This is a genomic window from Cryobacterium sp. BB736, from assembly GCF_014980265.1.
GTDB lineage: Bacteria > Actinomycetota > Actinomycetes > Actinomycetales > Microbacteriaceae > Terrimesophilobacter.
Map to the genome: position 1 here is coordinate 262,410 of NZ_JABXWQ010000003.1, position 25,961 is coordinate 288,370.

Genomic DNA, 25,961 nt, shown 5'->3' on the forward strand with positions numbered 1-25,961 from the left:
TCGTGTGCTCCTTCTTGGTTGTGCCGCTCAGGGAGCGGGCTAGTGGTTTCACGGTACCGATGAGTGCATCCGGTGGTCGATGGGGAGCAGTCCCCATCACTCACGCCTCAGCGAGCGGCAGTTGCACTCGTGTTGCCTTGCCGCGCGCGATGAAGTACCCCCTTCCGGGCGGGAATTCAGCGCGCGAGACGCGCGGCAGGGAGGTCTTCAGGATGGTGTCGCCCTCGATGGATTCCGGTTGCAGCAGGAACCCGGTGCGGGCGCTCTTCACCTCGGACAGCAGTGGCCACGATGACCCCCACTGCCCGGTCTCGGAGTCGGCGAGCAGGAAGTGGTCGCTGCGCTTGACCGCCTTCATGAGCTCGACCAGCGCGGAGTCCGCGCTCGAGCTGAGGAAGTCGGCGACCTGCTCGATGACCACGACGATCTTGCCCGCACTGCTGGCGCCGACCGAGGCGGTGACCTCCTTCGCGAGCGCGGTGACGTCCTCGAGCGCGGTGGCGCTGGCTTCCCAGCCGGGCAGCCTGCCGACGTCGGAGCGCGGATTGCCGAAGTAGTAGCGCGTCGAGCCGGGCAGCGCACGGTCGAGACTGCCGATGAGTACCTTCAACGCGTTGGTGCGGCCGCTCGCCGGTGGGCCGGCGAGCAGGAAGACACCGGTGGGCTCGAACCCGATCGGGGCGAGGTCCAGCTCGGAGATGCCGAGCACCGCCTGGCCGCCGAGCGATTCGGGCAACGCGCGCGCGGGAATCTCGGTCGGCAGTGTCCCGACCGGCTCCGCCGGTATGCGGCCGGTGCGGGCCATCGCCTCGGCGAGCGCGCGCACCGCGTTCGACTGCTCGGCGACGTTCGCGGTGCCGCCGACCACCGCGAGTTGCGTCTCGAGGCCGTCGATGACCGCGCGACCCGGAGGGGATGCCGGCCCGAGCACATCCGATTGCGTGTCCAGGAGGTAGTACGAGCTCTCCTCCGCCATCCGGAGCACCACCCTGCGCGTGATCGCCGAGCTGATGGCGGTCGGCACGCTGCCGGGGCGATCGGCCGAGATCGCCACGTGGATGCCGAGCGCGCGCCCCTCACCCAACAGCTGCTGGAATGCGCCGTACCAGGGGGCGCGGGATGCGCCGACCTCGAACTCGTTCCGGAATGCCGGGAAGTTGTCGACGAGCAGCAGGATGCGTTTCTCGTCCGGTTTGCCCGCGAGTTGCCGGTACTCGGTGATCGTCGACGCGTTGACGGCGGTGTAGCGCTCGCTGCGGTCTTCGAGCATGCCGCGCAGCGTGCGCAGCAGCCGGATGACGCGCTCGGAGTCGTCGCCGTTCACGATCGAACCGACGTGCGGCAGCGGCTCGAGCATCCGGAGTCCGCCGGAGCCGAAGTCCAGCCCGTAAACGTCGATCGGACCGCCGCGCGGGGTGATGCCCGCGGCGATCGCGATGGTGCGCAGAGCGGAGCTCTTTCCGGTGCCGCCCGCGCCGTAGACGGCCAGGTTGCCGTCGGTGTCTGGCCGGAAGCAGACCTCATGCTGCTGCTGCCGCTCGGGCATGTCGTTGACGCCGAGCACGAGTTCGGTGTCGGTGCGCTGACGCAGCCTGGTCAGGTCGTACACCGCCGCAAGCTCGTCGAGCCAGGGTCGCCGGGGCGCGGGGATACGGGCCTCCCGTGCCGCGGTGACCATCGTGGCCACGAGCCTGGCCTGGTCGGTCGGGCCTTGGTCCTCCTCGACGACCGGGACGTCGGTTGTCCCCGGTCGCTCCCAGACGATCTCCGAACCGAAACGCAGCTCGCTGATCGCGATCGTCGGGTCCTCGCGCGCTTCGCTGGTCCAGCCCCCCGCGTAGGCCGACTGGAACGGCGTAAGCCGACCGGGGCCGGTCTTGGCGATGCCGCGGCCGGGGATCGACGGGTCGAAGGTGCCGGCGATCTTGTCGCCGACCACGTCCTGGCTGTCGGACTCGTCCGCCATCCGGAGCGCGATGCGCAGGTTGGTGTTGGCGCGCAGGTTGTCCTTGATCACGCCGGCCGGGCGCTGGGTGGCCATGATGAGGTGGATGCCGAGCGACCGCCCGCGCTGGGCGATATCGACGACACCGTCGACGAACTCCGGTACTTCGCCGACAAGCGCCGCAAACTCGTCGATCACGAGCACGAGCGCAGGCGGGCTATCCGGGTCGCCGCGCTTCTCCAGCTCGAGCAGGTCCTTCGCCTTCTTCCGGTTGAGCAGGTGCTCGCGGTAGTGCAGCTCTGCGCGCAGGCTGGTGAGCGCGCGGCGCACCAAGTGCGGGCTGAGGTCGGTGACCAGGCCGACGCAGTGCGGCAGGTTGACGCAGTCGGCGAACGCCGAGCCGCCCTTGTAGTCGACGAACAGGAAGGTGACGCGATCTGGGCTGTACTCGGCCGCCATGCCGAGCACCCACGACTGCAGGAACTCGCTCTTTCCGGATCCTGTCGTCCCTCCGACGAGGGCGTGCGGTCCCTGCTGGCGCAGGTCGAGGTGCATCGCGTCCACCGCGGACTGGCCGACGATGGCACGCAAGCGGCCGCTGCGCTTGGAGCGCTTCTTCGGCGCGCTGCCGCTGCGGTCGTGGATGGACTCGTTTTGGGTCCACCGCTCGATCGCCGCTTGGCTGCTGCCGGCCAGCTCCGCGCCGAGGAGAGTGACGAGGGAGATGCTGCGCGGCAGGTCGGACTCATCGGCGACGAAGTACCCGGCGTCGTACACCGGAGCGAGTCGCTTGGCGAGGGCGAGCGCCTGGTCGCGGGTGACCGGCTCGGTGGCCGCCGGGCTGATGTGCTGACCCAGGCGGACGTACCCGACTGTCGATCTGGTCGGGTCCGCGGTGGTCTCCACGTAGGTGCGCGACACCGCAGGCAGCGCCTCGACGTTCGGGGCCAGCCAGACCGGGAAGATGCCCGAGTCCGCCGCGCGCTCTGCCAGTTGAATCAGCCGGGCCCGGTCGACGGGGGCATCGTCGGTGATGACGACCAGGATTGCCGGTGTGGGCACCGGTGGTGCCGACAGCGAGCCGTCCTCGCCGACCTTGGCGCCCTGCACGATTGCCGACTGGTCGAACACCTGAGCACCGCGCTGCAATTCCTTCTTGGCGCGCGCCTGCTGCACCTCCTCGAGAGCCGCGAGCAGCGCTCCGGCGCTGCCTTGGCTGTTGGTGAGGTGCGCCACTTCGATGGGGCTGCTGGCGGATGCCGTGTGCGGCAGCCACTTGAGCCACTCCAATTCCGGCGTCCATGCGCTGCCGGCCATCGCCGTGACGACCAGCTCTGCGGGTGAGTGCAGGCCGACGAGCTGACTCAGGATGCCGCGGGCGACATCCGCTGTCGGTGTGATGTCGCCGACGATGCCGAGCGCACCGGCGTCGAACAGGCTCTCGCTGAGCGGCACCCCGTCGACCGAGCGGTACTGCTCCATGACTTCGCGCAGCCGCTCCCGGTACTCGGGGAGCCCGGACTCCTCGCCCGACACGTCAACAGTGTTGCGCGACGGGAGTGTGCCGACGCCGAGACGCAGCGACAGGAACGACCAGTGCTCGGGCCGGCGCGTCCACAGCACCGGGCCCAGACGCATGGCTTCGTCGTAGACCTCCATGGTCGACGGCACTTCGGCCAGGCGCACCTCGCGCTCAATCGGCACCTGCGTCGCGAGGTCCCGCTCCAGCACCTCGAGCTGCTCGTCGAACTGCTTGGCCGCTGCCTTGGCCTTCTGCTTGCGCTGTGATCGGTTCGTCAGCCAGGTGCCGATCATGACGATCGGTGCCATCGCCATGAAGATGACCGAGATCCAGCGTTCGGTGACGAAGAACAGGACTGTGCCCATGATGATCGGGGCCGCCATGGCAAGCCACGGGAACGGCGTCGATTCCATTGGCCCGGGGACAGCTGGACCCGCGAACTCGGTGCCCGGGTAGCGGCGCTCCACGCGGGGTGACCGATTGAACGGGATCGGGCCGTCGGCGATGATGTCGTGCTTCCCAGGGGTCCGCGCGACGATGCGCACGGTTAGCCTCGTGTCGCCGAGCAGCACGGTTCCGCCGTCGCCGATGTCGGCGCGGGTCATCAGACCACCGTCGACTTCAATGCCGTTGGCCGAGTTCAGGTCGACGAACCGCACGGCCACCGCCGATACGTCCAGCCGCGCGTGCCGCTTGGAGACCAACGGGTCGCTCAGGGATACCTCGAGCCCACGCTCGCGGCCGAGCGTCGCGGTGCCGATCGGAAGCGCGAACTCTGTGCCGGCATCCGGACCCTCAACAACGCGAAGGACCGCGGCGACCTCGCGCCCCGCCTCCGGCGGCTGCTCGCCCGTGCCCTCGACGAGCTCAATCGCGGCTCCGGATGCCAGCGGCGAGTCGCCAACGGCGAGGCTCGGGTCGAGCAGCCGCCCACGGCCGCCCTCGGAGCTGACCAAGCGCAGGCTGCTGGCGGATGAGGCGCCGTGGTCGGGAATCAGCGGGTCGACCGCGGAAATCGTCGATGCGAGCGCGCCGATCGTTGCGGAGGCGTCAGCGGTGACGACGATGTCGGCCTTCGGACCGGTCTTGCGGCCCAGGGTGAGCTTCAGCTTCACTGCCGGCTTCCTCTCGATCGGGTCTTGCGTGCACGGTTGATGCGATAGCGGCTGAGCCAGCGCCGTGACCTGGACACCGCGGCGCGAGCGGTCGCGATGGCGCCCTCTGCCTCGGTCCAGAGCCGTTCGGTCTGCTCCGGCGCGACGTCGGTGCCCGAGAACACGGCATGGTCGGTGTCGGTGGCGAGCGCGGCGAGCGGTGACCCGTCCGAGCCGAGCTGGCGCTCCAGTTCGCGGGCAGTGAGCACGCGGGTGGTTCGCTGGGGCGGCTCGTAGCCGAGCTCCGCGTACTGGTCGACGAGTTCCTCCCAGGCTCCGGCGGCGCGAACATGGCCGGCGGCCGCCGACCTGCGTCTCGCCCGCCTGCGGGCCTTGATGGCCAGCGCGGCGAGCATCGGCAGGAACACGATCGCGGCCGGGATCAGGATGCCGAGGCCGACGAAGTACGCCCAAGTCGGGATCCCGAACAGCTCATCATCGTCGGAGTCGCTCTCCTCCAATTCGACCGGCGTGATCAGCTCGTCCTCTTCGCTTTCGACGCGCGGTGGCTGGCGCACCTGTGGCTGCGGCTCGGTCTTCGGCTGCGGGATCTCGTCCTGCGGGATGTCGGTCTCATCCGGGGTCGGGTCGTACGGGACCCAGCCCACACCGTCGAACGCGACCTCGACCCACGCGGTCACGTCAGAGCCGAGCACCTTCACTGACTCCTGACCGTCGGTGAACTCGGGGGCGAACCCCATCACGACGCGCGCTGGGTAGCCGAGGCTGCGTGCCATGAGCGCGTACGCGGAGGCGTACTGCTCCTGGTCGCCGATGAGCTGGGAGCGCGTGAGCAGTTCCTCGATGCGGTCGGCGCCGTGGCCGGCGCGGGATGCGACCGAGTCGGATGCGGTGCCGTGGCTGAGGAAGCCGGTGTCCGACAGGGTGCGACTGATGGTTTCGAGGATGGCAGCGGGGGTCGAGGCGCCGCCGGCGAACTCGCCCGCCTTGGCGGTGACGACATCCGGCGTGTCGTACACCGGCGGCAGCGGAACGCTCGCGACATTGACGTCGGAGAGCTCGTCGGCGGCTGGTACTCGCTGCACGACAGAGTTCACGACGAAGCTGTCGCCTTCGCGCAGTCCGCCGAGGAGCATTGCCGAGCCCGATGCGGCGTTGAACCGCAGTTCGTCCTGTGCTTCGGCCGCCGCGCCTGCGACGAACTCGATGTCCGTCGGGTAGCCGACGCCGGGGACCCAGACGTCGTTGTAGCTGCCGACGGTGATGCGCACTTGGGACTCGTGGTCGACGGTCATGAAGTCGGGTGACGGCAGGTTGCGTCCGACAAGGGCGAACGCGCCGGTGCCGTCCGCTTGCGTCTCGGAGCCGGTGACATTCCACAGCTTGCCGGTGAACGCGTCCATGGTCGCGAGCCGGATGCGGTCGCCTGGTTGCATGCCCTCGACCGTGAACTGCACCTCCTCCGGCACGACCTTGGTGTAGTGCCGGAAGCCGGCGAGCGGGCTCGGGTAGTCGAGCGGGTAGAACGGCGGCTCGATCTCCTCCCGCAGCACGAACCGGCTCTCCGCGGGCGGCGCGATGACGACCGCCGCGACGGTGCCGAGCACGATCGCACTCGCGAGCAGTGCGACGGTTCCGCCGAGCTTCCGGCGGGACAGCGTCTTGGCGCTTTCGGCGGCGACAGTGTGCTGCGAGCGCCGGCGCCAGCCCACCCAGACAAGCGCAATTCCCGCGAAGCCGATGCCACGCAGCCCGGCGAAGTAGGCTTGGTCCGTGCCGATCAGGATGCTGCCGAGATAGAGCAGCACCGGTCCGATCATGACGGCGGCGAGACGCAGGACGCTTCGACTTGCCCCCAGCCAGCGCAGCGCGAGGGTTGTGCTGACGAAGCCGACGAGCCAGCTCGCGGTGTACGGCACGACGTTGATGTAGTCGGGAGCGCCGATCGGGGTCTGCAGGGTGACGACATCCGCCCAGCCGAACACCGCACCGACGGCCAGCGCCGCGAGGGACTCAAGCGTCGGCACCACCCACAGAAGGCCGAGGCCGGGCACGGCGAAGGCGGTACCGAACAGGAAGAACGCGACGATGGCGGCCAGCACGCTGAGTACCGCGGGCAGGCGGAACCGGGCCGCGACCACCGCAACGGCGGTGCCAACAGCCAGGCCGCCGGCGCCGGCGATGAGGAAGGTGTAGTCGGCGAACGGCGGCCGGAAACCGATGATGCCGATGGCGCTGAGGAGGAGGACGACGCCGACGTCGCTCGCCTTCACGACAGACTCCGCACGAGCTTCGGCAGGTCGTCAAGCGACCCGACGGTGACAACGGTGAGCCGCGCGACCGAGGACATGCTCGGCTCCGCGCCGTGCTGCACCCGGATCGCGATCTGGTTCGTGTCGGCTGTGAACAGCGACTCGATGCTGCGGAAGTCGGCCGTCGACATGCCAGAACCGCCGACGATCACCACGACGCTCGGCGCGGGCAGCCGCTTGGTGCGCTCGCGAGCGAACTGGCGCGGTGTCTCAAACGGGCTCGGCTTCGCCTCGATGCGGCAGGACGAGTCGAGCATCGACGTGACGCTGTGGGTACGCCACAGCCCGTCCTCGCTCACGACGCTCATCTGGGTGCCGTCGCGGATCACCTGCGCGGCGATGGAGGCAGAGACCGACACCGCGAGCTCGAACTCGTCCTCGCTCGCGTAGTGCTTGGCATCCGTGCTGTGGATGACCGTCAGTTGGGACCGGCGGGTCTCCTCGAACTGGCGCACCATGAGCTGGCCGATGCGCGCCGAGGTGCGCCAGTGAACGTACCGACGGTCGTCGCCGGGCACATAGGGGCGCAGCGCATGGAAGGCGATGTCGCTGTTGGTGATCTTCTTGGACACCTGACCCTCGAGGTCCCGCACGAGTCCGGATGCCGACGGCTGCAGGCGCGCGGTAAGCGGGTGCACGAACAGCTCGACCGGGTCGGCCCATTTGACCGCGCGGCGCAGCAGCCCGAGCGCGTCGCCGCGCACCGACTCGGCCGGGCCGGCGACGATGACCGCGCGGCGGTTGGTCGGCACGGCGAACAGTTCGTCATGCTCCTGCTTGGGCTTCATCCCGGGCAGCTGGAATTCGGCGAGGCCGCGGCCGACCGGCAGTTCCATCCGGTTCGGCGGCAGATTGCGGGTGCTGGTGTTTCTGACGATCAGCCGGCCCATTGCGCGGTCCCCCACGACGACACGCCGCGGGTTCAGCTCGACGTGCACTTCGTACGATGCGCGCCCGAACAGGAACACCACAGCGACGAGCAGCGCGGCCAGCAGCACGCAGCCGAGGAAGACGAACTCGTGCCAGCCGAAGGCGAGCCCCACCCACAGTGACGTTCCCCCGGCAACCAGGACGAGCCATCCGATGGGCGTCACGATCCGCACGTACGGACCAGCAGCCGCCCAGACGGACGCCGCCAGTTCCCGAATGCGCGCGAGCACGCCGAAGAGACCGCGCTGACGCGGTACCTCCTCCTGCCCGAGCAGGGTCGTCTCGGCTGTGCTCACTCTCGGATCGGCCTCAGGCTGCCCGGTAGGCCGGCGGTTCGATGTCGAGCAGGATGCGTTCGATCACGTCATCCGCCTTGACTCCCGCGAAGTCGGACTCCGGGTCGAGCACCAGACGGTGTGCCAGCACCGGCCCAGCGAGTTCGCGTACGTCGTCCGGGGTCGCGTAGGTGCGGCCCTTCATGAGCGCCCAGGTCTTCACGGCGCGTGCGAGCGCCATCGCGCCGCGCATGCTGACGCCGAGAACGACGTCCTTGTTCTTTCGGGTTTGGTCGACGATGTCGCTGAGGTACTGCATGACCGACTCTTCGACGAAGACCTCGTTGGCGAGTGCCGCCATCGCGACGATCGAGTCGGGCTTGATGATCGGCGAGACGAGGGATGCGCGCGCTCGGGTCGCCGAGTCCATCAGCAAAGAGACGGCAGTCTTCGTGTCTGGGTAGCCGAGCGAGGTCTTGATCAGGAAGCGGTCAAGCTGCGCCTCAGGGAGCTTGTAGGTTCCCGCCTGCTCGACGGGGTTCTGTGTCGCGATGACGAGGAATGGTGCGCCGACCGAGTGTCCTTCGCCGTCGATCGTGACGACGCCCTCCTCCATGACCTCGAGCAGGGCGCTCTGGGTCTTAGGGCTGGCGCGGTTGATCTCATCGGCGAGCACGATGGACGCGAAGATCGGCCCAGGGTGGAACTCGAACTTGCCCTTCGACTGGTCGAAGATCTGCACCCCGGTGACGTCGGAAGGCAGCAGGTCGGGCGTGAACTGGATGCGCGAGGTCGAACCGTCGAGCGTATTGGCCAGCGCCTTCGCGAGCACGGTCTTGCCGGTGCCCGGGTAGTCCTCGAGCAGCACGTGCCCGTCACTGACGAGCGCGGTCAGCACGAGTCGGATCACCTCGTTCTTGCCCACGATCGCCTTCTCGACGTTCGCGATCAGCTTGTCGAACGCGTCGGCGAACCAGGCGGCCTGCTCCTGTGTTACTGGCATTTTCTGTCTTTCTCTCCGAGGGTCAAGGTCTGAAGTCCACGTGGTTGCTCTCGACTCCGTCAACCACGACGTAAGCGTCCCGGTAACCGCAGTGCGCCTGGCTCTCCCAGGTGTTTCCGGAGAACTGACGGTTCCAGGTCGTCGTCTGGCAATGCAACGTCACATTGTGAGTGCCGCTGCCGAAGTCGTGGAGCGTGATTCTGTACGTGTGGCATCCGAACGACTGGCTGCTCTCGCAGATAACGCGAGTTCCCGTGGTCAGGGTCACCCGCGGCTCCGGCGGCTTGGGGTTCACCGACACTGTCGCGCTGCCGATTGGCCCGGGGCCGGCGTTGTTCTGCGCCCGGACCTCGATAGTGAACGTACCGCCGCCGTTTCCAACCGACGTGGTGTGGCTCCTAGCGCCGCTCCAACCCGACCAGCCGCCGCCATTGACTCGGTACTGGTATTGCAGGTTGTCGGTGACCGCCTCCCCTGCGCCGGCGTTCGACGGCGTGCCCCACGACCAGGAGATGCTGGTCGGGCCGGTGGCACTTCCGCGGTTTCCGCTGACGTTCGTCGGGGCTCCGGGCACGGTCTGCGAGTTCACGGTCGTCGAGTTGGTGCCCGACGGACCCGCCTTGCCGCCCGAGTTCTGCGCGTACACCGTGATCGTGTAGCTGCCAGCAGGCTGGTTCGTCACGGTCGCGCTGCCGAGGTCGACGCCGCTGCCGCTGCCGACGACGGAGCCACCGCGGGTCACCTGCCAGTGGTACGTGGTGCTGCCACCGGTGCCCGCGACAAGCGGCCACGACCAGGAGATGGACGCCGGCGCCCACTTCGACTGGCTCGACTTGCTCGGCTGCACCTGCGCCGGCGTGCCGTACGGAGTGATCGGCTGGCTGAAGGCCGACCAGGTTCCCGGGCCGTGCTCGTTGATGGCGCGCACCGAGAAGGTGTACGCAGTGCCGTTGCTCAACCCGCCGATCGTGCAGGCCGCGCCGGCGGTGCAGTTCGCCGGGGTCGCGACCGACGGGTTGGAGCGCACCTCGTAGCTGCTGATCGGCTTGCCGTTCGAGGCCGGTGCGACGAACCTGATGGTCGCGGAACCGTCGGAGCCGATGTTCGAGTCGGGGTCTCTCGACGGCGGGGCAGGCGCATCCGGGACATCACTGACCACAAGGCGAATGATGCCGTTGGCGCGGCGGTCGGGATCCTGGGTCGCGTCCTCGACCGTGTACAAGACCTCGATCACGCCGCTCTTGAGCGCCACACTCGGGCTGATGGTCACGGAGGTGCCGGTGAAGGTCACGCCAGCGGGCTCACCGGTGTTCTGCACCTGCGCGCCGACGATGCGCAAAGGTTCGCCCGTCGTCTCGTACGGGTTGGAGTCGTTGCCGAGCGCCTGCACAGTCACCGGGCCGTCGCCGCGCTGCGTCTCCAGGTCATCGGTCACAGCGACCGGCAGCGGCCGCGACGACGACACGATCGTCACGTGCACCTGACCTGGAACCTCGAACTTGTCCCAGCGCAACTTCACGCCGAGGTCGAACGTGGTGCCCTTCGGGGTGTTGCGCGGTGTGCTGAGGGTCAGCTGCGAGCCGTTGAGGGAGGCCGACAACTGTGCACCGGCGCCGGTGATCTCCGAGTAGGTGACCTGGCCGAGAATCGACGGGTTCGGGTGCGCGGTCGACTCGCGAAGGTCGATGGTGACCGACTCCCCCATCTCCAGCTGCGGGCTGGGCGGTGTGAAGGTCGGCGGGGTATCCCGGAACTCGGGGTCACCGACGATGATGGGCAGCCGCAAGGTCGCCCAGTTGCCCTTCGGGTCGTTCTTCGACGCACCGTCGGTGACGGTGAAGTTGATGGCAGCCGGCCCGCGGTAGTCGAGTCCGGGCGTGAACCGCAGGCTGTCCTTGTCGATGAAGATCGCGTCACCATTGCTCTGTACGCCGCTCACCGAGTCGGGGTCGGCGATCCAGACGTCGCGTCCGGATGGCGCGTAGACGAGATCGTTCAGGTCCCACTCGCGCGTCTCGTTCATGAACAGGATCTGCTCTGGCAGGTTCGGGTCGATGATCGGCGGATCATCGAAGCCTTCATCGGCTGCGGCCGGCACCAGGATGAACGCCATCGCGCTGAGGTCGTCGACATCGTTCGTCACCCGGTAGGCGATCGCCTGCCTGGTCGGCTTCGGGGTGACCTGGATGCGCCCGTTCTGTTCGAGCAGTTCCGCCGAACCGGCGTTCGGGCCCACGAGTTCGACGACGAGGTCCTCGGTGCGGCCACCAGGGTTGAACACCGATCCGTCGAACAGGTTGATCTCGATCGAGACCTGACCGGCGATGTCCTTGGTCTCGATCGCGTAGTCCTGCGCGGTGGGCGGCAGCAGCGGGGCATCCGGAGTGACTTGAACGAGCACGTAGCTGACGTTGCGTCCGCCGCGGTCGTTGGTGAGCTCGTAGCGCAGCGAGAAGGAGCGCTCGGCATCCGGCGCCTCGAGCAGCAGGTATCGGCCGTCGACCACACTCGCGGTCACGTCAGCGGGCACGTCGATGAGCTCGTCGCTGACTTTGATCGGCGCGCCCTGCGGGTCGGAGTCGTTGGCCATCAGGTCGACCTGCGCGAGCCTGCCCGGCCGCACCGAAACGTTGTCCGGGACGGCGATCGGATCCTGGCTGACCGCCGGCTCCGGGATCACGGCGATCTTGATCTCGCCAACACCGGTCGCGCCGAACGCGTCGTAGACCTCGTAGCTGAACGAGTCGGTGCCGTACAGACCCTTGGCTGCCTCGTAGACGAACGAGCCGCCGCTGCTCTCGATCACCGAGCCGAGCGTCGGGTTGGTCGGGAAGTTCAGGAGCTGTACCGAGTCGCCGTCGGGGTCGATGCCGTCGAGCGGAATGTCGACGGTGATCGTGCCACCTTCGAGCACTCGCGCCACCAGAGGGGCGGGCACAGGGTCCTGGTTGCCGTCCTCGTCGAGCGGCGTAACCGTGAAGGTCACGGTTGCGGCCGACGTCTCTCCGAACGGGTCGATCACGCGGTAATCGACGCGGTATTGGCCCGGTTCTGTCGGTGCCTGAAAGCGCACGGTATCACCGTTGACGAACGCGATGCCGGCATCGGGTGCGGTGATCAGTTCGGGGTCAACGCTCATCGGCACATCATCCGGGTGGAAGTCGTTGTCGAGAACGTGCACCGTGATGATGTCGCCGACGCGCACCTTGGCGAAGTCGTTCTCAGCCACCGGCGGTTGGTGCTTCGTGAGCGGCGGGACCGGCACGACGGTCACACCCGCGGTGGCGGTGTTCAGCCCGTCGGAGACGGTGTAACCGAACTGCACCTGCCCGTCGAGCGCTGCCGGGGAGGTGACGCGCACGAGTGTGCTCTCGAGCACCTCGACCTTGAGGCCCTTGGCCACAAGTGCGGGGTCGACGTCGACCGATTGGATGGCGAGGATGCGCCCGCTCGGGCTCACGTCGTTGGCGAGCACCGACACCGTGGTCGGTTCCTCGCCGCGCAGGTAGGCGGTGTCCTTGACGGCGATCGGCGGGAGTTCCTCACCCGGCTTCTCGTGCACGTCGATCCGGATGATGCCGACGCTCGAGTTGGCGCCAGCCGCGACCGTGTACTTGACGTAGTGGACGCCTGGGTCGGGCGATAGGAAGGTGATGGTTCCCTGGTCGGTGTTCAACCAGGCGGATGCGCTGCCGCTGGGCTGCTCGAACGCCGCCAACGAGAGCTGGGCCCCGGATGGCGACAGGTCGTTGGCGAGCGGCTTCACGACCACGGTCTCGCCGACGAACGTCGTGGCGAAGTCGGGTGTGCCGATCGGATTGAGTGCGCCGGTGGGCTGCACGTCGACGTTGAGGGTGCCCTGCACCGGGGCCCCGATGCCGTCGGTGACCTGGAACACCACCTCCTTGGCGCCGACCTCCGAGGTCTGGTGGCTGAAGGTGACGAAGCCGTCGGGCGTGAACTGCACCAGGTCGGCGGACTTCGGTGCAGCACCGAGCAGGAAGAGGTCGTCACCGTCCGGATCGATCCAGTCGGTGAGCACGTTGTAGCTGACGGTCTGGTTCACCTCGACCGTGACACCGCTGGTGCGAACCTCGACGGGCGGGTTATTGACGTCCATCGGCACAACGCGAACGGTGACCTGAGCATCCGCTCGTCCGGCCGGGCGGCCATCGTCGACGGTATAGCCGAAGGTGATGGTGCCGACATACCCGGGCGCTGGCGTGAATTGCAGCGCCCGTCCACCGTCGATGAGGTCAAGCACGCCGGTGGATTCGGCGATCGCCCCGTGGGCCGCGATGACCAGGACGTCGCCATCCGGATCGCTGTCGTTGTTCAGCAGCGGCAGGATCGTCGTCTTGCCCGGCCGCACACCGAAGTCGTCGTCGCGCGCCAGGGGCGGTCGGTTCTGCTCTGTGCGCTCGGCGAGGGTCTCCTCGAACGACTGCGTTGTCGACTTCTCGTCGCCCTGCTCGCCCTCCTGCTCCTCGGGCGGAGTGACCTCGTCCCAGTTCTCAACGAGGCGCATGTTCTCGTCAACGAGCCAGACGTTGCCGTTGTCGAGGTTGTTCAGCACGATGACCGAGCGGTTGACGCGGAACTCGAGCCGGCTTCCCTGGGTCGGCTGGTCAATGTCGGCACCTTGCGGTTCCTGGCCGTCGCACGCGAGGACGTAACGCTGGCCCGCGGCCCAGGCGCCGTGCAGGCATCCGTCGAGCCACACGGGCGCGGCCACGCCGGTCGCCGAGCCGCCTCCGGCGATTCCCGCGTCGATCTTCTCGACGGATCCGGATGCGAGATCGACCTTGAGCAGGGAGCTCGCGGTGGCAGCGCTCGCGTACGAGACGTCGTCGCTCACCTGCTGGAGGCGAACTGCACGTTCGTCGCCCAGGCGGAAGATCGTGCCGTCTTCTTTGATCAGGTCATTGGTGGACTGGTCGAGCACTACCGCCTGCTCGCCAACCGCCGTGAGCTGGAAGTCACCAACACCGGGGAACGCCGACTCGACCGGCGCCTCCGCGCCGACCTCATAGCGGTAGATCGTCTTGTCGTCCGGACTCACCGCGATGAGGGTGCCGGTCTTAGTCAGGACCGACTGGCCACCCGCGCCGAGCTCGAGCAACGGAGGCGTTGAGGTGTAGTTGAACTGCAGGTCGCCGGCAGCGGAGATCAGCCAGACGTCGCCGGAGGCCGAGGTGATCGCGAGCTGCCCGCCGCCGTAGTCGACGTCGGCGCCCTTGGGCACGTCGATCGCCGAGCTGACCCGCGTGAACGACGGGTCGACGGACTCGATGCGCCCGGCATCCGGATCATGCATGAAGAGGGCGTCGCCCTCCTGGAGCACATCGAAGTTGGGGCTGGATGCCGCGACCGAGCCGTTGAGCTCATCAATCTGGCGGTTGAGGCGGCCGCCGAGCAGCTGCTCACCGTTGGTGACCCAGACGTCGCGTGCGTTCAGTTCGACGTCGGTGACCGGGAAGCCGGGGTGCAGCACGGCCATCGTGACCGGTATACCGGCGATCAGGGCAATTGCGACGGTGGATGCGACGGTCTTGCGTCGCTTCGTCCAATTGCCGAGAAAGCTCAAGCCCGGTTCCCGTTGCCTGTCCTAGTTGTCAGTCGACTGAATCACGTCAAGGTTAACAGGGTATTGCCAGCTTGGTGGACCGCTCTGTATGGGGAGAACTCCCCATCCCGGCGCTCGCGCCATCCCAGCGCTCGCGCGGGTCAAACTTCCGCGCGCGGGTCGAATTCGACCCGCGCACGGATGGTGCACCCGCGCGAGCCGGTTTCGAGACGATTGCGCTACGCGTAATCCCTCAACCAGGGGAAACGCGTAATCCCTCAACCAGCGGTTCCACCGGTGTGTTCAGCGTCGTTGCGGTCCAGCAGGTAGAGGTCTTCCTTACTGACCAGGTGGGTCGCGACCGCGTATTCCACCAGCCGCAGCCTGCGGCTCGTGGCCAGCTTGCCGCGACCGCCGCGCAAGCCGGAGACACCGACCTTGTCCAACTTGTCGCACACGTTGTCGAGCTTGCGGTTGAACGTCGTCATCGACCAGTGCAGCCGTTCCGCGGCCTCCGCCGACGACGGGATCTCACCGCGGCCGGGTGAGTCCTGCCGCAGCACCTGCTCGGCGAGCGCGACGATCAGCAGGCGCTGGCTGGTGGTCAACGGCACCGGGCCGATGGTGGTCGCTCCCCCAGCCCCGCCGAGCGGGCTCGACGTGTTGTAGTAGTCCTCCTCCGAATGGATGGCGAACTCATACGTGGTCGAACCAGCACTGAACAGCACCTGCATCCGCTGGAAGACGATCGGGATGCGCGCACCCGGCGACAGCCAGGTCTGCACCTGACCCGACGCATCCGTCACCGTCGCGGTGAGCAGGTTGCCGACATTGCCCAGCCACCACAGGCCGTAATCGTCGTAGATGCGCAGGAAGCGGCGGTGCAAGTACGGATTCTCGTCGATGACGAGGTCGGATTCGCGTCCGATGTGGAAGTCGGCGCCGGGCGCCACGTCGTACCACTCGCCGCAGAACTCAACCCTCAACGGCTTCATTGCGGGTAGCACCCCTGAAGCGGGTCTGGCGACTGGCGACCGTCGCGCACCACCCAAACCTCGACGCACACCTCGCCGCCGGTGAAGCCGTCGACGGTGAACGTGCCGGTCTTGGACGCCTGCACGGGCTCGTTCTCCCTACCGAACATGCGCTGCCAGCGGTAGGAGTCGCCCTCCTTCGCCTTCGCGTGCTCGACGGTGAACTCGATCGCTCCGCCGCTCTCGGTCGCAGACACGAGGGTCGGCACCGGCACGGTTTCCACGATCGCGGAGTTGCCGCCCGGTGGCGGTGCCGCAGTCGGGGTGGTGGCCTCCGAGTCGCGCCCGCCGAAGAAGATGATGCCGACGGTCACCGCTGCGGCGAGCACGAGCACCGCGACCGCGGTACCGACGATCGCGAGGGTTCGGCCCCGCGACTTGACTGGCGCATCCAGTTCCGGCTCGGGTTGCCGGCTGACGGCGGGCTCGGCCTGCACCGGCCGGGCGCGCACGACGGTCTCGGTGGCGACATCGTCGACCTGGCCAGCGGATGCCGCGGGCTGCGCCGCAGCGGTCTGCGCCTCGATCGTGGCGACACCACGCACCCGCGTCTCGTCCTCGCTCGAGTCGCCTGCAATCGCCTCTGGCGCCGCAATGACCAGGTTCGGCACGTCGATTGTGGTCGGCGCGTACCCGAGCTCGAGCTCGACGCGCTGCAGCGCCCGCGCGAAGTCGACCGCGGTGGCGAACCGGTCATCCCGATGCGTCGCCATCCCCTTGTGCAGCACGGCAACGAGCGAGCGCGGGATGTCCTCACGGTCGAACGGGGTGATCGCGCCGCGCTCGATCCGGCCGATCAGGTCGAGCGTGCCGTTGGAGCGGCCGCGCAGCTCGAATGGCGTGTGCCCGGCCAGCAGCGTGTACATGGTGGCGGCGAGCGAGAACACGTCGGCGCGGATATCCGGCTTCGGATCGTCCTCGAACATCTCCGGGGGCGACCACGGCACGGACATGCCGACCGACGTTCCACCGCTCGTGCCGCCGGTGTCACCGCCGCGGCTCAGTGTCGTGGTGTGCACCGCCAGGTCGTCATCAACCGTTGATGAGATGCCGAAGTCGGTGAGCGCCGGCCAGCCGTAGTCGTTGGTCAGGATGTTCGCCGGCTTGATGTCGCGGTGCAGGATGCCGGCGGAGTGCGCGGTTGCGACCGCTCCGGCCACCCGGATGCCGGTGCGCAGCACGTCGGCGACCTCGAGCGGCCGGGCCTTGTAGCGCTCGGCGAGGCTTGGGCCGGAGCAGTACTCCATGACGAAGTACGGCCGGCCGTCTTTGGCTACGTCCGCGTGGAAGATGGAGACGATGTACGGATGCGCGGACAGCTGCGCCATCACGTTCGCCTCGGCGACGAAAGCGGCGCGGTTGGCTCCGCTGAGCTCCTCGGTGAGCAGCACCTTCACCGCGACCCGGCGTTTCGGCAGTTGCTGGTCGTAGAGGAAGACGTCGCTGAACCCGCCGGAGCCGAGCACGTTGACGAAGGTGTAGCCGGGCAGCTCGGGCGGTGTCGAGGTCGGGCGGCGCATCAGGCGTCCTGCCCGACCGTGAGCGTGACTCCGCCTCCCAGATCGATCACGGTCCCGACGATGACCGAGGTGGGCTCGCCGGCCCGCAGCCGCTGCGGCGCCTTGCCGGGCAGGATCACCTGGGTGCCATTGCGCGAGTGCAGGTCGGTCACCACGACCGTGCCGCCTTCGACGGTGACCTGAGCGTGGTTGCGGGAGATGTCCTGATCGCCGGGGATGGTCACCAGTCGGGGCAGCGCGCCACCCGACACCTTGCTGGCGCTCGGCGCACGCCCAATGATGATCGGCGCATCAAGTGGTTCTCGCAACCCGGTTGACAGGGTCAGATGCAGCGTCGGCTCCGGTTCCGTCGCACGCGTGGGCGTCGGTGCGGACTTGCGCTCGCCGCGCAGCTTCCGGATGTCGTCGGTCACGATCGTCATGCCGTCGTGGTCCCCGGCGAGGTCGGGGGCATCGTCCTGGGTCTCGGGGACGTGCACCGCCGCGTCAGCGACGTTGCGGTACATCGTGTCGCCGAACAGGTAGTCGTAGTCGCTCTCCGGAGCCTCCACCAGCGCCGAGACCGCCGGCGCCTCGGCATCCGGCACGTTCAAGGTGACCTCGCTGAGCGTCGCCTCGGGCACCTCGGCGATGGCAGGTGCTCCCGACGCGACGTCGACCGTTCCCACCAGGCGCGACGCGAACGCCGCGCCGTTCGACAGCGGCAGCACCGGCAGCGCTCCGGCGGCGTCAATGGACACGTCGAAACCGAGCGCATCCGGAACGACATACTCGGTCCAGGTCGTCACCGCCGCACCATCCAGCACCGTGTCGCCCGACGTCGCAGACACCCGCACGGTGGCAGCGCCGCGCACGATGACGCGGAGCGCGGAGCCTTCGCGCTCGAGCAGCGCGAACGACGGAAGCGCCGAGAACCCGCCCTTGGCGAGCGCGTCGACGGTTGCCGGGAAGCCCGCATTCACCGCGGGCCAGTACAGCTCGGCGGTCGACGCATCCGTCACCTTGACGACGAGAAGCCGGGCGTCGGAAGCGAGCGCCAGCCAGCCGGCCGAGTCGGGTGCGTAGGTGAGCTGCTTCACTTTCTCTTCCTTGGTCGGGTCTGCTCGAGGTGGTTCGGGAGAGCGTAGCGGTCGCTGGTTTCCTCTTCGAGACGCTCGGTGTCGAGCGACTGCGCCTCAACCACGACGACCGTGACGTTGTCGGTGCCGCCCGCGGCGAGCGCCGCCTCGACCAGCCGGTCGGCGAGCTCCTGGCCGGTGGCGAGCTTGCTCACGTCGGCGAGGATGCCCGCGATGAGGTCATCGTCGAGCTCCTTGCTGAGCCCGTCCGAACACAGCAGGAAGGTCTGGCTGCCGCCCAGCGGCAGCAGCCAGATGTCGGCGTCCACCTCGGCGCCGACGCCGATCGCACGGGTGATGACGTTGCGATGCGGATGCGCGATCGCCTCCTCGGCGGAGATCTCGCCCAGGTCGAGCAGCTCCTGCACGGCCGAGTGGTCCACGGTCACCTGCTCCAGGCGTCGACCGTCCCAGCTGTAGACACGCGAGTCGCCGACGTTGAACGCCATCCAGTGGTGCTGCGGCTCGACGCCGACCTCGACGACGGTGATGCCGGCGAGGGTGGTGCCGCACACGGCATCCGGATCGTCGCTGGTCAGCGCGACGACCGCAGTGTTCGACTCGTTGATGAGCTCGACGACGCGATCCGGCGTGAGCACGCTGCCGTCCTCGATGCCGCGCGAGAACGTCTCGATGACCTGCTGGCTGGCGCGGTCGCCGAAAGAGTGGCCGCCCATGCCGTCAGCGACGAGGAACAGCGGTGGTGCGACGAGCATGCTGTCCTCGTTCACCGTGCGCACCTTGCCGCGGTCAGAGGACGACGAGAAGCGCATCCGGAGGCCGGGCGACGTCAGCACGAACTCGTGCTCAGCATCCGTCATGAAAACCTCTCCCCCGCGTCTACCCCGACAACGAGGTTAGCAAGTGCCGCTCAGCTGCTGATCCGGTCGCGGTCCTTGCGCATCCGCATCAGGCTCGCCACGGTCGCGATGGTCATCGCCGCGACGATGACGATGAGCGACAGTCCGGTGCCGATCTCCGGCACCCACAGGATGGGCTCGCCGCCGTTGATGAACGGCACCTCGTTGGTGTGCAGCGCGTGGAACACAAGCTTCACACCGATGAAGGCGAGGATGAAGGCGATGCCGTAGTGCAGGTAGACGAGCTTCTCGACGAGGTCGCCGAGCAGGAAGTACAGCTGCCGCAGGCCCATGAGCGCGAAGATGTTCGCGGTGAAGACGATGAACGCGTCTTGCGTGATGCCGAAGATCGCCGGGATCGAGTCGACCGCGAACACCAGGTCCGTTGTGCCCAGCGCGATGATCACCGCCAGGATCGGCGTGAACATCCTCTGTCCGTCGACGACCGTGCGGAGCTTGCCGCCCTCGAACTGGTCGGTCATCCGGATGCGCTTGCGCAGGAATCCGATGATCCTGTTCTCGCTCTCCGCCTCGTCCTCATGGCTCGTGAACGCCTGATTCCACGCCGTCCAGAGCAGGAAGACGCCGAAGATGTAGAAGATCCAACTGAAGTTCGCGATCAGCTGCGCGCCGAGCAGGATGAAGATGCCACGCAGCACGAGCGCGATCATGATGCCGACCATGAGCACTTCCTGCTGGTACTTCCTGGGCACCGCGAAGCGGCCCATGATGATCAGGAAGACGAACAGGTTGTCGATGCTGAGGCTGTATTCGGTGAGCCAGCCGGCGATGAACTCGCTGCCCTTCTGCACGCCGCCGAGCCAGAACATCAGGCCCGCGAAGATCAGCGCGAGCACGACGTAGAAGCTGACCCAGAGGCTGGATTCCCTCGTGGAGGGGACGTGTGGCCGTTTGAAGGCGAGCACGAGGTCGAAGATGATGATGAGCGTCAGCACGGCCAGTGAGCCGATTTCGAACCACAGCGGTAATTGCAAAGGTGTGTCCGTTCGTTAGGGACGGTGCGGGAAAGAGACGAAAGTCTCTCCCGTGCCCTTCGGCACCACCGCACCCGGAGCCGATCGGCCCGTACTGACGATTGCGGTGAAGTGGGATACTCCCCTTCGCGTTGCCGATTGTATCCGACCGGTTTGAGGTTTCCGCTTCTGGTTACGCGTTCACTCGGTTGCCAGGTAGTCGAGTTGCGCCCGGATGGACTGCTGCGCCGCCTTCTTCACGTCACCGCGGACATCCGGGTAGACGGCCTTCGCCACGTCCTCGACGGTGACGGAGCGGCCGAGGCCCGCGATGACTTCGCGGACCTGGTCGAGCCGGGCGAGCCGGTGCTCGAGGTACTGACTGGCGATGGCGGCCAGGTCGGGCAGCTCGGGGCCGTGGCCAGGCAGCACCGTGAGCGCTCCGAACTCGCCCAGCCTGCCGAGGGTTTCGAGGTAGTCGCCGAGGGTGCCGTCGGGCGGGATGATCACGGTCGTGCCGCGGCCGAGGATGGTGTCGCCGGTGAGCATCGAGCGGTCTTCGGCGAGTTCGAAGCACACCGAGTCGGCTGTATGGCCCGGAGTGGCGACGACCCGTATGCTGGCGCCGCCGGCTTCGATGAGCTCACCGTCGGTGAGCGGGTCACCGCTGATGCAGTGAGCGGGGTCGGCCGCGCGCACGGGGGCGCCCGTGCGGCGGTGGAGTTCGGCGCTTGCCTCGGTGTGGTCGGCGTGGTGGTGCGTGATGAGGATGAGCTCGACCGGGCGGGCGGTGAGCTTGGCCAGGTGGCTTTCGTCGAGAGGTCCGGGGTCGACGATGACCGTCGCTGCGGCATCCGGCGTGGCGATGATGTAGCTGTTGGTGCCGTCCAGCGTCATCGGGCCGGGGTTGGGGGCGAGGATGCATTGGGCGAGCCGCGTCATAGTCGCTCACAATAGCGGCAGGCTTTGCTTCTTGATCGGGAGGCTCTAGTGGACGAGGGACTGCACGGCATCGCGGCGACGGTCGTGCTGCTTCGCGACGGCGCAGACGGGCTCGAGGTGCTGCTGCTGGAGCGGCCCCACGATCGAGGATCCTTCGCAGGGGCGTGGGTGTTCCCGGGTGGGGCTGTTGATCCGGAGGATGCCGCCGGTCTCGGTGCTGATTCGGATCAGGCGGCCGCGCGGGTCGCTGCTGTGCGCGAGGTCGAGGAGGAGACCGGGCTGGTCCTCTCGGCCTCCAATCTGGTGACCGTGTCGCGGTGGACGCCGCCGGCTGGGATCCCGAAGCGCATGCAGACCTGGTTCTTCTATGCGCCGGCTGAGGCAGGACCGGTGACATTGCATCCGGATGAGGCGATCGCGTTCCAATGGATCCGACCGGCGCATGCGCTGGAGCGGCATGCTGCGGGTGGGCTGAAGCTGTTCCCGCCGACGTGGGTGACGCTGCACGAGTTGTTGGGCGACGCGTCAGTGGCGGATGCGGTCTCGCGTGCGCGGGCTACCGACCTGGCGGAGTTCATCACCCGCTTCGCAGGCACGACGGTGCTGTGGCACCCGGACGTCGCCTATGACGACGACTCGCTGCTCGACGCGGATGGCCCGCACCACCGTCTGGAGACCGGCGCGCTGCCGTGGGTCTACACGCGGGACTGAGCCGGGGCCCACGCACCCTGCCTCGAAACTGCACAAACAGGCGTTTCGGGGCTTCATTCCGCAGGTCTGCGCAGTCTCGAGAAAGACTCTCAAACGAAGAAGCCCCCGGACGAAGAACGTCCGGGGGCTTTCGATTGGTGACCCCAGCGGGATTCGAACCCGCGTTACCGCCGTGAGAGGGCGGCGTACTAGGCCGCTATACGATGGGGCCGCGTCGCACAACTCATAGAGTATGCCACACGGCGCGCCCGCCCTCCAAAACGGCCCTGCCTCTGCCAAGCTCGACGGGTTGGTATACCGAGGGGGTCTCATTGAAGCGCGTTCTGTCCGCCATGGCTGCTGTCTCGATCGGCCTGATTCTCGCCGGATGCGCGTCCGGCCCACCCCGGGACGACAGCGGCCGCGTCACCGAAAGCACCACGATTTCGGCGCGCGACCTGATGCCCGGTGACTGCTTCAGCTTCAACTCCGCCGACGGCAGCACCGTCGGCGAGGTGACGGTCGTGCCGTGCTCAGACGAACACGAGAACATCGTGCTCGACGAGGGCGTGCTCAGCCGGGGCGACATCAGCGACGCCGGCTCGCTGCAGAATGCGGTCAACGTCGCGTGCGAAACAGCGTTCACCGACTTCAAGACCGCGGGCACCTTCGAGACCCGCCCTGAGCAGACCTTCATGGTCTTCCCGCTCGATGACAAGGACGCCGACGGCGACCAGGTCTACACCTGCGTGTCCACCGACCCGGCGCGCATCGACAGCTAGTCGCGACTCGCAGGCGAGGGAGCCTTCGCCAGGATGCGCAGCGCATCCGGCACCACGTCGACCTCAACCGGCAGTGCCGCGATCCGCTCGCCGTCGGCGTAGGCCACGACGCCGTCCGCATCCACGCGCACATGACGGGCGCGCCGGATGTCCACGCGCGCGTCGCTCACGTGCGTGCCCTTGAACACACGCGGGAAGATCCGCAGGAACGCCGTGCGCGACAGCGGCTGCACGATCAGCACGTCGAACAGGCCATCGTCGAGGAGCGCATCCGGGGTGATCCGCATCCCGCCGCCCAGGCTGACGTTGTTGGCGACCGCGACCAGCACCGCCTCGGTCTCCAGCGGCTCGCCGTCGAGCTCGAGCCGGTACCGGATCGGCTTCAGCGCCGCCAACTCACGCAGCAGAGCGAGGTTGTAGCGGCTCCTCCCCCGCGGCCAGCGCATCAGGTTGGCGCGCTCATTGACGATCGCGTCGAACCCCGCCGAGAACACGCACGCGAACCAGCTCTCACCACCGGCATGACGCATCCGTCCGGCGTCGATCAGCCGCGGCTTGTGCTCGAGCGCCTCCAGCAGCGCGTCGATCGCCAGCTCGGTGTTGCCCACCGGAATGCCCAGCCCGCGCGACATGTCGTTGCCGGTGCCCGACGGCACGATGCCCAGCGGAACCTTCGTGTTCACCACTAGGTTCACGCCCAGGTTGACCATGCCGTCCCCGCCGACCACCACGAGCGCATCCGGCTTCCGGCGCACCTCACGCTCGGCGACGATGCGCAGCTGCTCGTAGTCCGGCTCGGTGAGCGAGATCACCTCGTGGCCAGCCGCCCGCAGCGTGTGCACAACCGCCGGGCCGACGGCGCGGCTCTTGCCGAAACTCGCGTTCGGGTTGATGGCCACGACGATGCGCTTAGCCCCCGTCGTAACCATCCCACGATTATGGCGGGAATCCGGATGCCCGCGATTCGCCCCCTCCTCCCCAGACCGGGGGCAGACCGCTCCTCATGTTTTCACCAGATCGCTCAGTACTCTGTGCCTATGAGAATCACTAAGCACGAGCACTCCTGCCTTGTCGTGGACCAGGGCGGCAGCAGCCTGGTGATCGATCCCGGCAACTGGACGACCCTGCTCATCGGCACCAACAACGTGAAGGCCATCGTGATCACCCACGAGCACGCCGACCACTGGACGGCCGACCAGCTCGAGCACATCCTGAAGCAGAATCCGGATGCGCGAGTCTTCGGCCCGCAGGGCGTAGTCGACGCGGCCCACGGCTTCAAGGTAGAAGCGGTGAGCGCCGGCGACACCGTCGAGGTCGAGCCGTTCACGCTGCGCTTCTTCGGTGGGCAGCACGCCGTCATCCACTCCAGCATCCCCGTCGTCGACAACGTCGGCGTGCTGGTGAACGACCTGCTCTACTACGCGGGTGATTCCTTCACCGTGCCCGAGGACGTCGAGGTCGACACCCTCGCGGTGCCGGCAGCGGCGCCGTGGATGAAGATCGCCGAGGCGATGGACTACGTCGCCGAGGTGAAGCCGCGGCGCAGCTTCACCGTGCACGAGATGGTGCTGTCCAAAGCGGGCAAGGACCTCTCCAACGCCCGCGTGAAGCTCTCCACCGAGGCGATCGGCGGCGAGTTCTTCCCCCTCGAGCCCGGCGACGAACTCGACATCTGACACTCTGGTCGGTTCCAGTGGAGCATGAGAACATGTCCGCATGGCTGACCCCGACGAACCCGAATCCGACTACGTCTGACCGTGGAGCGCATCTCACCTGTACTGCGGCTGACCATCCCCGCGATCATGTTCGGGATGATCGCCGCGATCTCGTTTATTGAGGCGCCGCTGAAGTTCCTCGCCCCCGGCATCACCATCGAACTGGGCCTTGGTATCGGCCGCCTCGTCTTCACCGCGCTGAACATCTCGACGGTCGTGCTGATGGTTGTGCTCACCGTGGCGTGTATGCGGCCACGCGTCTCGCGCGGCGAGTTCGGCGTGCTGATCGCGCTCTGGGCCGTGGTGGTGCTCGAGGTGCTGGTGGTGCGGCCGATGCTGAACGCACGAACGGATGCCGTGCTTGCGGGCACGGCGGACAGCGGCTCGATCCTGCACTACCTCTACATCGCGTGCGACGTCGCGATCCTCGGTCTGCTCGTCGCATTCGTGGTGCTCGCCGCGCGCAGCATCCTGCCTGTGCCTCAGCGCACGCCGCCCGCGGACATCCTCCGGTGAGCACGCCGGCCGCCGACATCCGCGTCGATGACGCGCTGGTTGCCCGCCTGGTCGAGACGCAGCATCCGGATGTCGCGGGGCCAGTCACGCTGATCGCCAACGGCTGGGACAACGCCATCTACCGGCTCGGCGATCGGCTCGGTGTGCGGTTGCCTCGGCGCGAGGTCGCTGCGCAGCTGACGCTCAACGAGCAGCGCTGGCTGCCCGAACTGGCTGGTCAGGTGAGCGTCCCGATCCCCGTTCCGGAGCGGATCGGGGTGCCGACACCGGCGTACCCGTGGCCGTGGAGCATCCTGCCGTGGTTCGACGGTTCGGCCGCAACCGGGGTGCCGGTGGAGGATCGCGGCAGGCTCGCGGTCGACCTGGCCGCGTTCGTGCACGAGCTTCACGAGCAGGCGCCACCGGATGCGCCACATAACCCCGTGCGCGGGGTGCCGCTGCGGTCAAGGGAGACGGTGTTCCTGGAGCGGCTTGCGACCGCTGACCTGCCGGATGCTGACCGGTTGCGGCGATTGTGGGAGCGGCTGGTGGAAACACCGCCGTGGCAAGGACCGCCGGTGTGGCTGCACGGCGACCTGCATCCCGGGAACCTGCTCGTGAACGCATCCGGAGCCCTGAGCGCCGTCATCGACTTCGGGGACCTGACCGCTGGGGACCCGGCGAGCGACCTAGCGGTGGCCTGGCTGGCGTTCGACCCGGATGTGCGTACCGCGTTCAGGGACCTGATCGTCGATGCCGACAACGACACCTGGCTGCGTGCGCACGGCTGGGCGCTGCTGCTGTCGACGGCGTTCCTGGTTCACTCGGAGCCGGACTCCGCCATGCGAGCGATCGGCGAGCATGGGCTGGAGCAGGTGCTCATCGACGCGTAGGCGATTTCGGTGATCGAGCCTGTCGAGACCCGTCGGTGGGCAGAGTTCTCCCGCGGTGCCTCAGGTGGCCCGATGTCGCTCGGCGGTTCGGAGGGCGTCGTTGAGTGCCGGGGATTTGGATGGCATCGGCCTGGGGGTCTGGCTGGGGTCGATGTCGCGGGGTGGGATGAGCCAGAACCGGGCTAGCGGGTCGTGGTCGCGGGTTTCGATCTCCCAGCCCTCGTCGTGCAGGAGCAGGTGGTGGTGGCGGCAGAGCAGGATGCCATTGTC

Annotated in this window: 18 protein-coding genes and 1 tRNA gene; 5 read left to right on the forward strand and 14 right to left on the reverse strand. The window is 67.7% G+C overall.

What is annotated here, in order from left to right; all coding sequences use genetic code 11:
- Nucleotides 1-100 precede the first annotated feature (100 nt).
- The 11 genes from IRG63_RS09430 to IRG63_RS09480 form a co-directional block, all read right to left on the reverse strand.
- Complete coding sequence (locus tag IRG63_RS09430; protein WP_193509950.1) at nucleotides 101-4,582, reverse strand: FtsK/SpoIIIE domain-containing protein; 4,482 nt, start codon at nucleotides 4,580-4,582, stop codon at nucleotides 101-103.
- Complete coding sequence (locus IRG63_RS14100; RefSeq protein ID WP_193509951.1) at nucleotides 4,579-6,855, reverse strand: transglutaminase domain-containing protein; 2,277 nt, start codon at nucleotides 6,853-6,855, stop codon at nucleotides 4,579-4,581. The genes IRG63_RS09430 and IRG63_RS14100 overlap by 4 nt, the downstream gene beginning before the upstream one ends.
- Nucleotides 6,852-8,120 (reverse strand): DUF58 domain-containing protein, encoded by a 1,269-nt coding sequence (locus IRG63_RS09440; RefSeq protein ID WP_193509952.1) that lies wholly within the window; start codon nucleotides 8,118-8,120, stop codon nucleotides 6,852-6,854. The genes IRG63_RS14100 and IRG63_RS09440 overlap by 4 nt, the downstream gene beginning before the upstream one ends.
- Before the next feature lie 13 nt (nucleotides 8,121-8,133).
- Nucleotides 8,134-9,102 (reverse strand): MoxR family ATPase, encoded by a 969-nt coding sequence (locus IRG63_RS09445; protein WP_168626556.1) that lies wholly within the window; start codon nucleotides 9,100-9,102, stop codon nucleotides 8,134-8,136.
- A 22-nt stretch (nucleotides 9,103-9,124) separates the two neighbouring features.
- Nucleotides 9,125-14,689 (reverse strand): Ig-like domain-containing protein, encoded by a 5,565-nt coding sequence (locus IRG63_RS09450; RefSeq protein ID WP_193509953.1) that lies wholly within the window; start codon nucleotides 14,687-14,689, stop codon nucleotides 9,125-9,127.
- A gap of 257 nt (nucleotides 14,690-14,946) precedes the next feature.
- The gene (locus IRG63_RS09455) at nucleotides 14,947-15,663 is read right to left on the reverse strand and encodes a hypothetical protein (protein ID WP_193509954.1); all 717 of its coding nucleotides are present in this window, start codon (nucleotides 15,661-15,663) and stop codon (nucleotides 14,947-14,949) included.
- Complete coding sequence (locus IRG63_RS09460; protein WP_193509955.1) at nucleotides 15,660-17,222, reverse strand: serine/threonine-protein kinase; 1,563 nt, start codon at nucleotides 17,220-17,222, stop codon at nucleotides 15,660-15,662. The genes IRG63_RS09455 and IRG63_RS09460 overlap by 4 nt, the downstream gene beginning before the upstream one ends.
- Complete coding sequence (locus IRG63_RS14105) at nucleotides 17,222-18,301, reverse strand: FHA domain-containing protein (protein ID WP_193509956.1); 1,080 nt, start codon at nucleotides 18,299-18,301, stop codon at nucleotides 17,222-17,224. Before IRG63_RS14105 ends, IRG63_RS09460 begins: the two co-directional genes overlap by 1 nt.
- Nucleotides 18,298-19,161 (reverse strand): PP2C family serine/threonine-protein phosphatase, encoded by an 864-nt coding sequence (locus tag IRG63_RS09470; RefSeq protein WP_193509957.1) that lies wholly within the window; start codon nucleotides 19,159-19,161, stop codon nucleotides 18,298-18,300. Before IRG63_RS09470 ends, IRG63_RS14105 begins: the two co-directional genes overlap by 4 nt.
- Before the next feature lie 50 nt (nucleotides 19,162-19,211).
- Nucleotides 19,212-20,195, reverse strand: coding sequence for a TerC family protein (locus tag IRG63_RS09475; protein WP_168626550.1), 984 nt, complete (start codon nucleotides 20,193-20,195; stop codon nucleotides 19,212-19,214).
- Nucleotides 20,196-20,375: 180 nt separating this feature from the next.
- A complete protein-coding gene (locus tag IRG63_RS09480) occupies nucleotides 20,376-21,116 on the reverse strand; it encodes an MBL fold metallo-hydrolase (RefSeq protein ID WP_193509958.1) in 741 nt (246 codons plus the stop codon).
- 48 nt (nucleotides 21,117-21,164) lie between these two features.
- On the opposite strand from IRG63_RS09480, the gene IRG63_RS09485 reads away from it, so the two are divergent.
- Nucleotides 21,165-21,827, forward strand: a complete 663-nt coding sequence (locus IRG63_RS09485) for an NUDIX domain-containing protein (RefSeq protein ID WP_193509959.1) — start codon at nucleotides 21,165-21,167, stop codon at nucleotides 21,825-21,827.
- Nucleotides 21,828-21,962: 135 nt separating this feature from the next.
- Here IRG63_RS09485 and IRG63_RS09490 read toward each other — a convergent pair.
- Nucleotides 21,963-22,038, reverse strand: a tRNA-Glu gene (locus tag IRG63_RS09490).
- A gap of 100 nt (nucleotides 22,039-22,138) precedes the next feature.
- Here IRG63_RS09490 and IRG63_RS09495 point away from each other — a divergent pair.
- Nucleotides 22,139-22,588: a hypothetical protein gene (locus IRG63_RS09495; RefSeq protein WP_168626546.1), complete on the forward strand. Its 450-nt coding sequence runs from the start codon at nucleotides 22,139-22,141 to the stop codon at nucleotides 22,586-22,588.
- Here IRG63_RS09495 and IRG63_RS09500 read toward each other — a convergent pair.
- Entirely contained in the window at nucleotides 22,585-23,517 is a 933-nt protein-coding gene (locus IRG63_RS09500; RefSeq protein WP_193509960.1) for a YegS/Rv2252/BmrU family lipid kinase, read from the reverse strand. The two genes, IRG63_RS09495 and IRG63_RS09500, sit on opposite strands and share 4 nt — an antisense overlap.
- Before the next feature lie 108 nt (nucleotides 23,518-23,625).
- On the opposite strand from IRG63_RS09500, the gene IRG63_RS09505 reads away from it, so the two are divergent.
- The 3 genes from IRG63_RS09505 (at nucleotide 23,626) to IRG63_RS09515 (ending at nucleotide 25,691) form a co-directional block, all read left to right on the forward strand.
- Complete coding sequence (locus IRG63_RS09505) at nucleotides 23,626-24,264, forward strand: MBL fold metallo-hydrolase (protein WP_168626544.1); 639 nt, start codon at nucleotides 23,626-23,628, stop codon at nucleotides 24,262-24,264.
- Between the two features lie 81 nt (nucleotides 24,265-24,345).
- Nucleotides 24,346-24,819 (forward strand): hypothetical protein, encoded by a 474-nt coding sequence (locus IRG63_RS09510; protein WP_193509961.1) that lies wholly within the window; start codon nucleotides 24,346-24,348, stop codon nucleotides 24,817-24,819.
- Nucleotides 24,816-25,691: an aminoglycoside phosphotransferase family protein gene (locus tag IRG63_RS09515; RefSeq protein ID WP_193509962.1), complete on the forward strand. Its 876-nt coding sequence runs from the start codon at nucleotides 24,816-24,818 to the stop codon at nucleotides 25,689-25,691. Before IRG63_RS09510 ends, IRG63_RS09515 begins: the two co-directional genes overlap by 4 nt.
- A gap of 60 nt (nucleotides 25,692-25,751) precedes the next feature.
- Here IRG63_RS09515 and IRG63_RS09520 read toward each other — a convergent pair.
- Nucleotides 25,752-25,961: hypothetical protein (locus IRG63_RS09520; RefSeq protein WP_227411987.1), on the reverse strand; the 210-nt coding region annotated here is incomplete at its 5' end.

Excerpts from the sequence above, each read along its gene's own strand:
- IRG63_RS09445 (WP_168626556.1), bottom strand. The coding sequence starts at position 9,102 with ATGCCAGTAACACAGGAGCAGGCCGCCTGGTTCGCCGACGCGTTCGAC.
- IRG63_RS09500 (WP_193509960.1), bottom strand. The coding sequence starts at position 23,517 with ATGGTTACGACGGGGGCTAAGCGCATCGTCGTGGCCATCAACCCGAAC.
- IRG63_RS09470 (WP_193509957.1), bottom strand. The coding sequence starts at position 19,161 with ATGACGGATGCTGAGCACGAGTTCGTGCTGACGTCGCCCGGCCTCCGG.
- IRG63_RS09460 (WP_193509955.1), bottom strand. The coding sequence starts at position 17,222 with ATGCGCCGCCCGACCTCGACACCGCCCGAGCTGCCCGGCTACACCTTC.
- IRG63_RS09480 (WP_193509958.1), bottom strand. The coding sequence starts at position 21,116 with ATGACGCGGCTCGCCCAATGCATCCTCGCCCCCAACCCCGGCCCGATG.
- IRG63_RS09505 (WP_168626544.1), top strand. The coding sequence starts at position 23,626 with ATGAGAATCACTAAGCACGAGCACTCCTGCCTTGTCGTGGACCAGGGC.
- IRG63_RS09455 (WP_193509954.1), bottom strand. The coding sequence starts at position 15,663 with ATGAAGCCGTTGAGGGTTGAGTTCTGCGGCGAGTGGTACGACGTGGCG.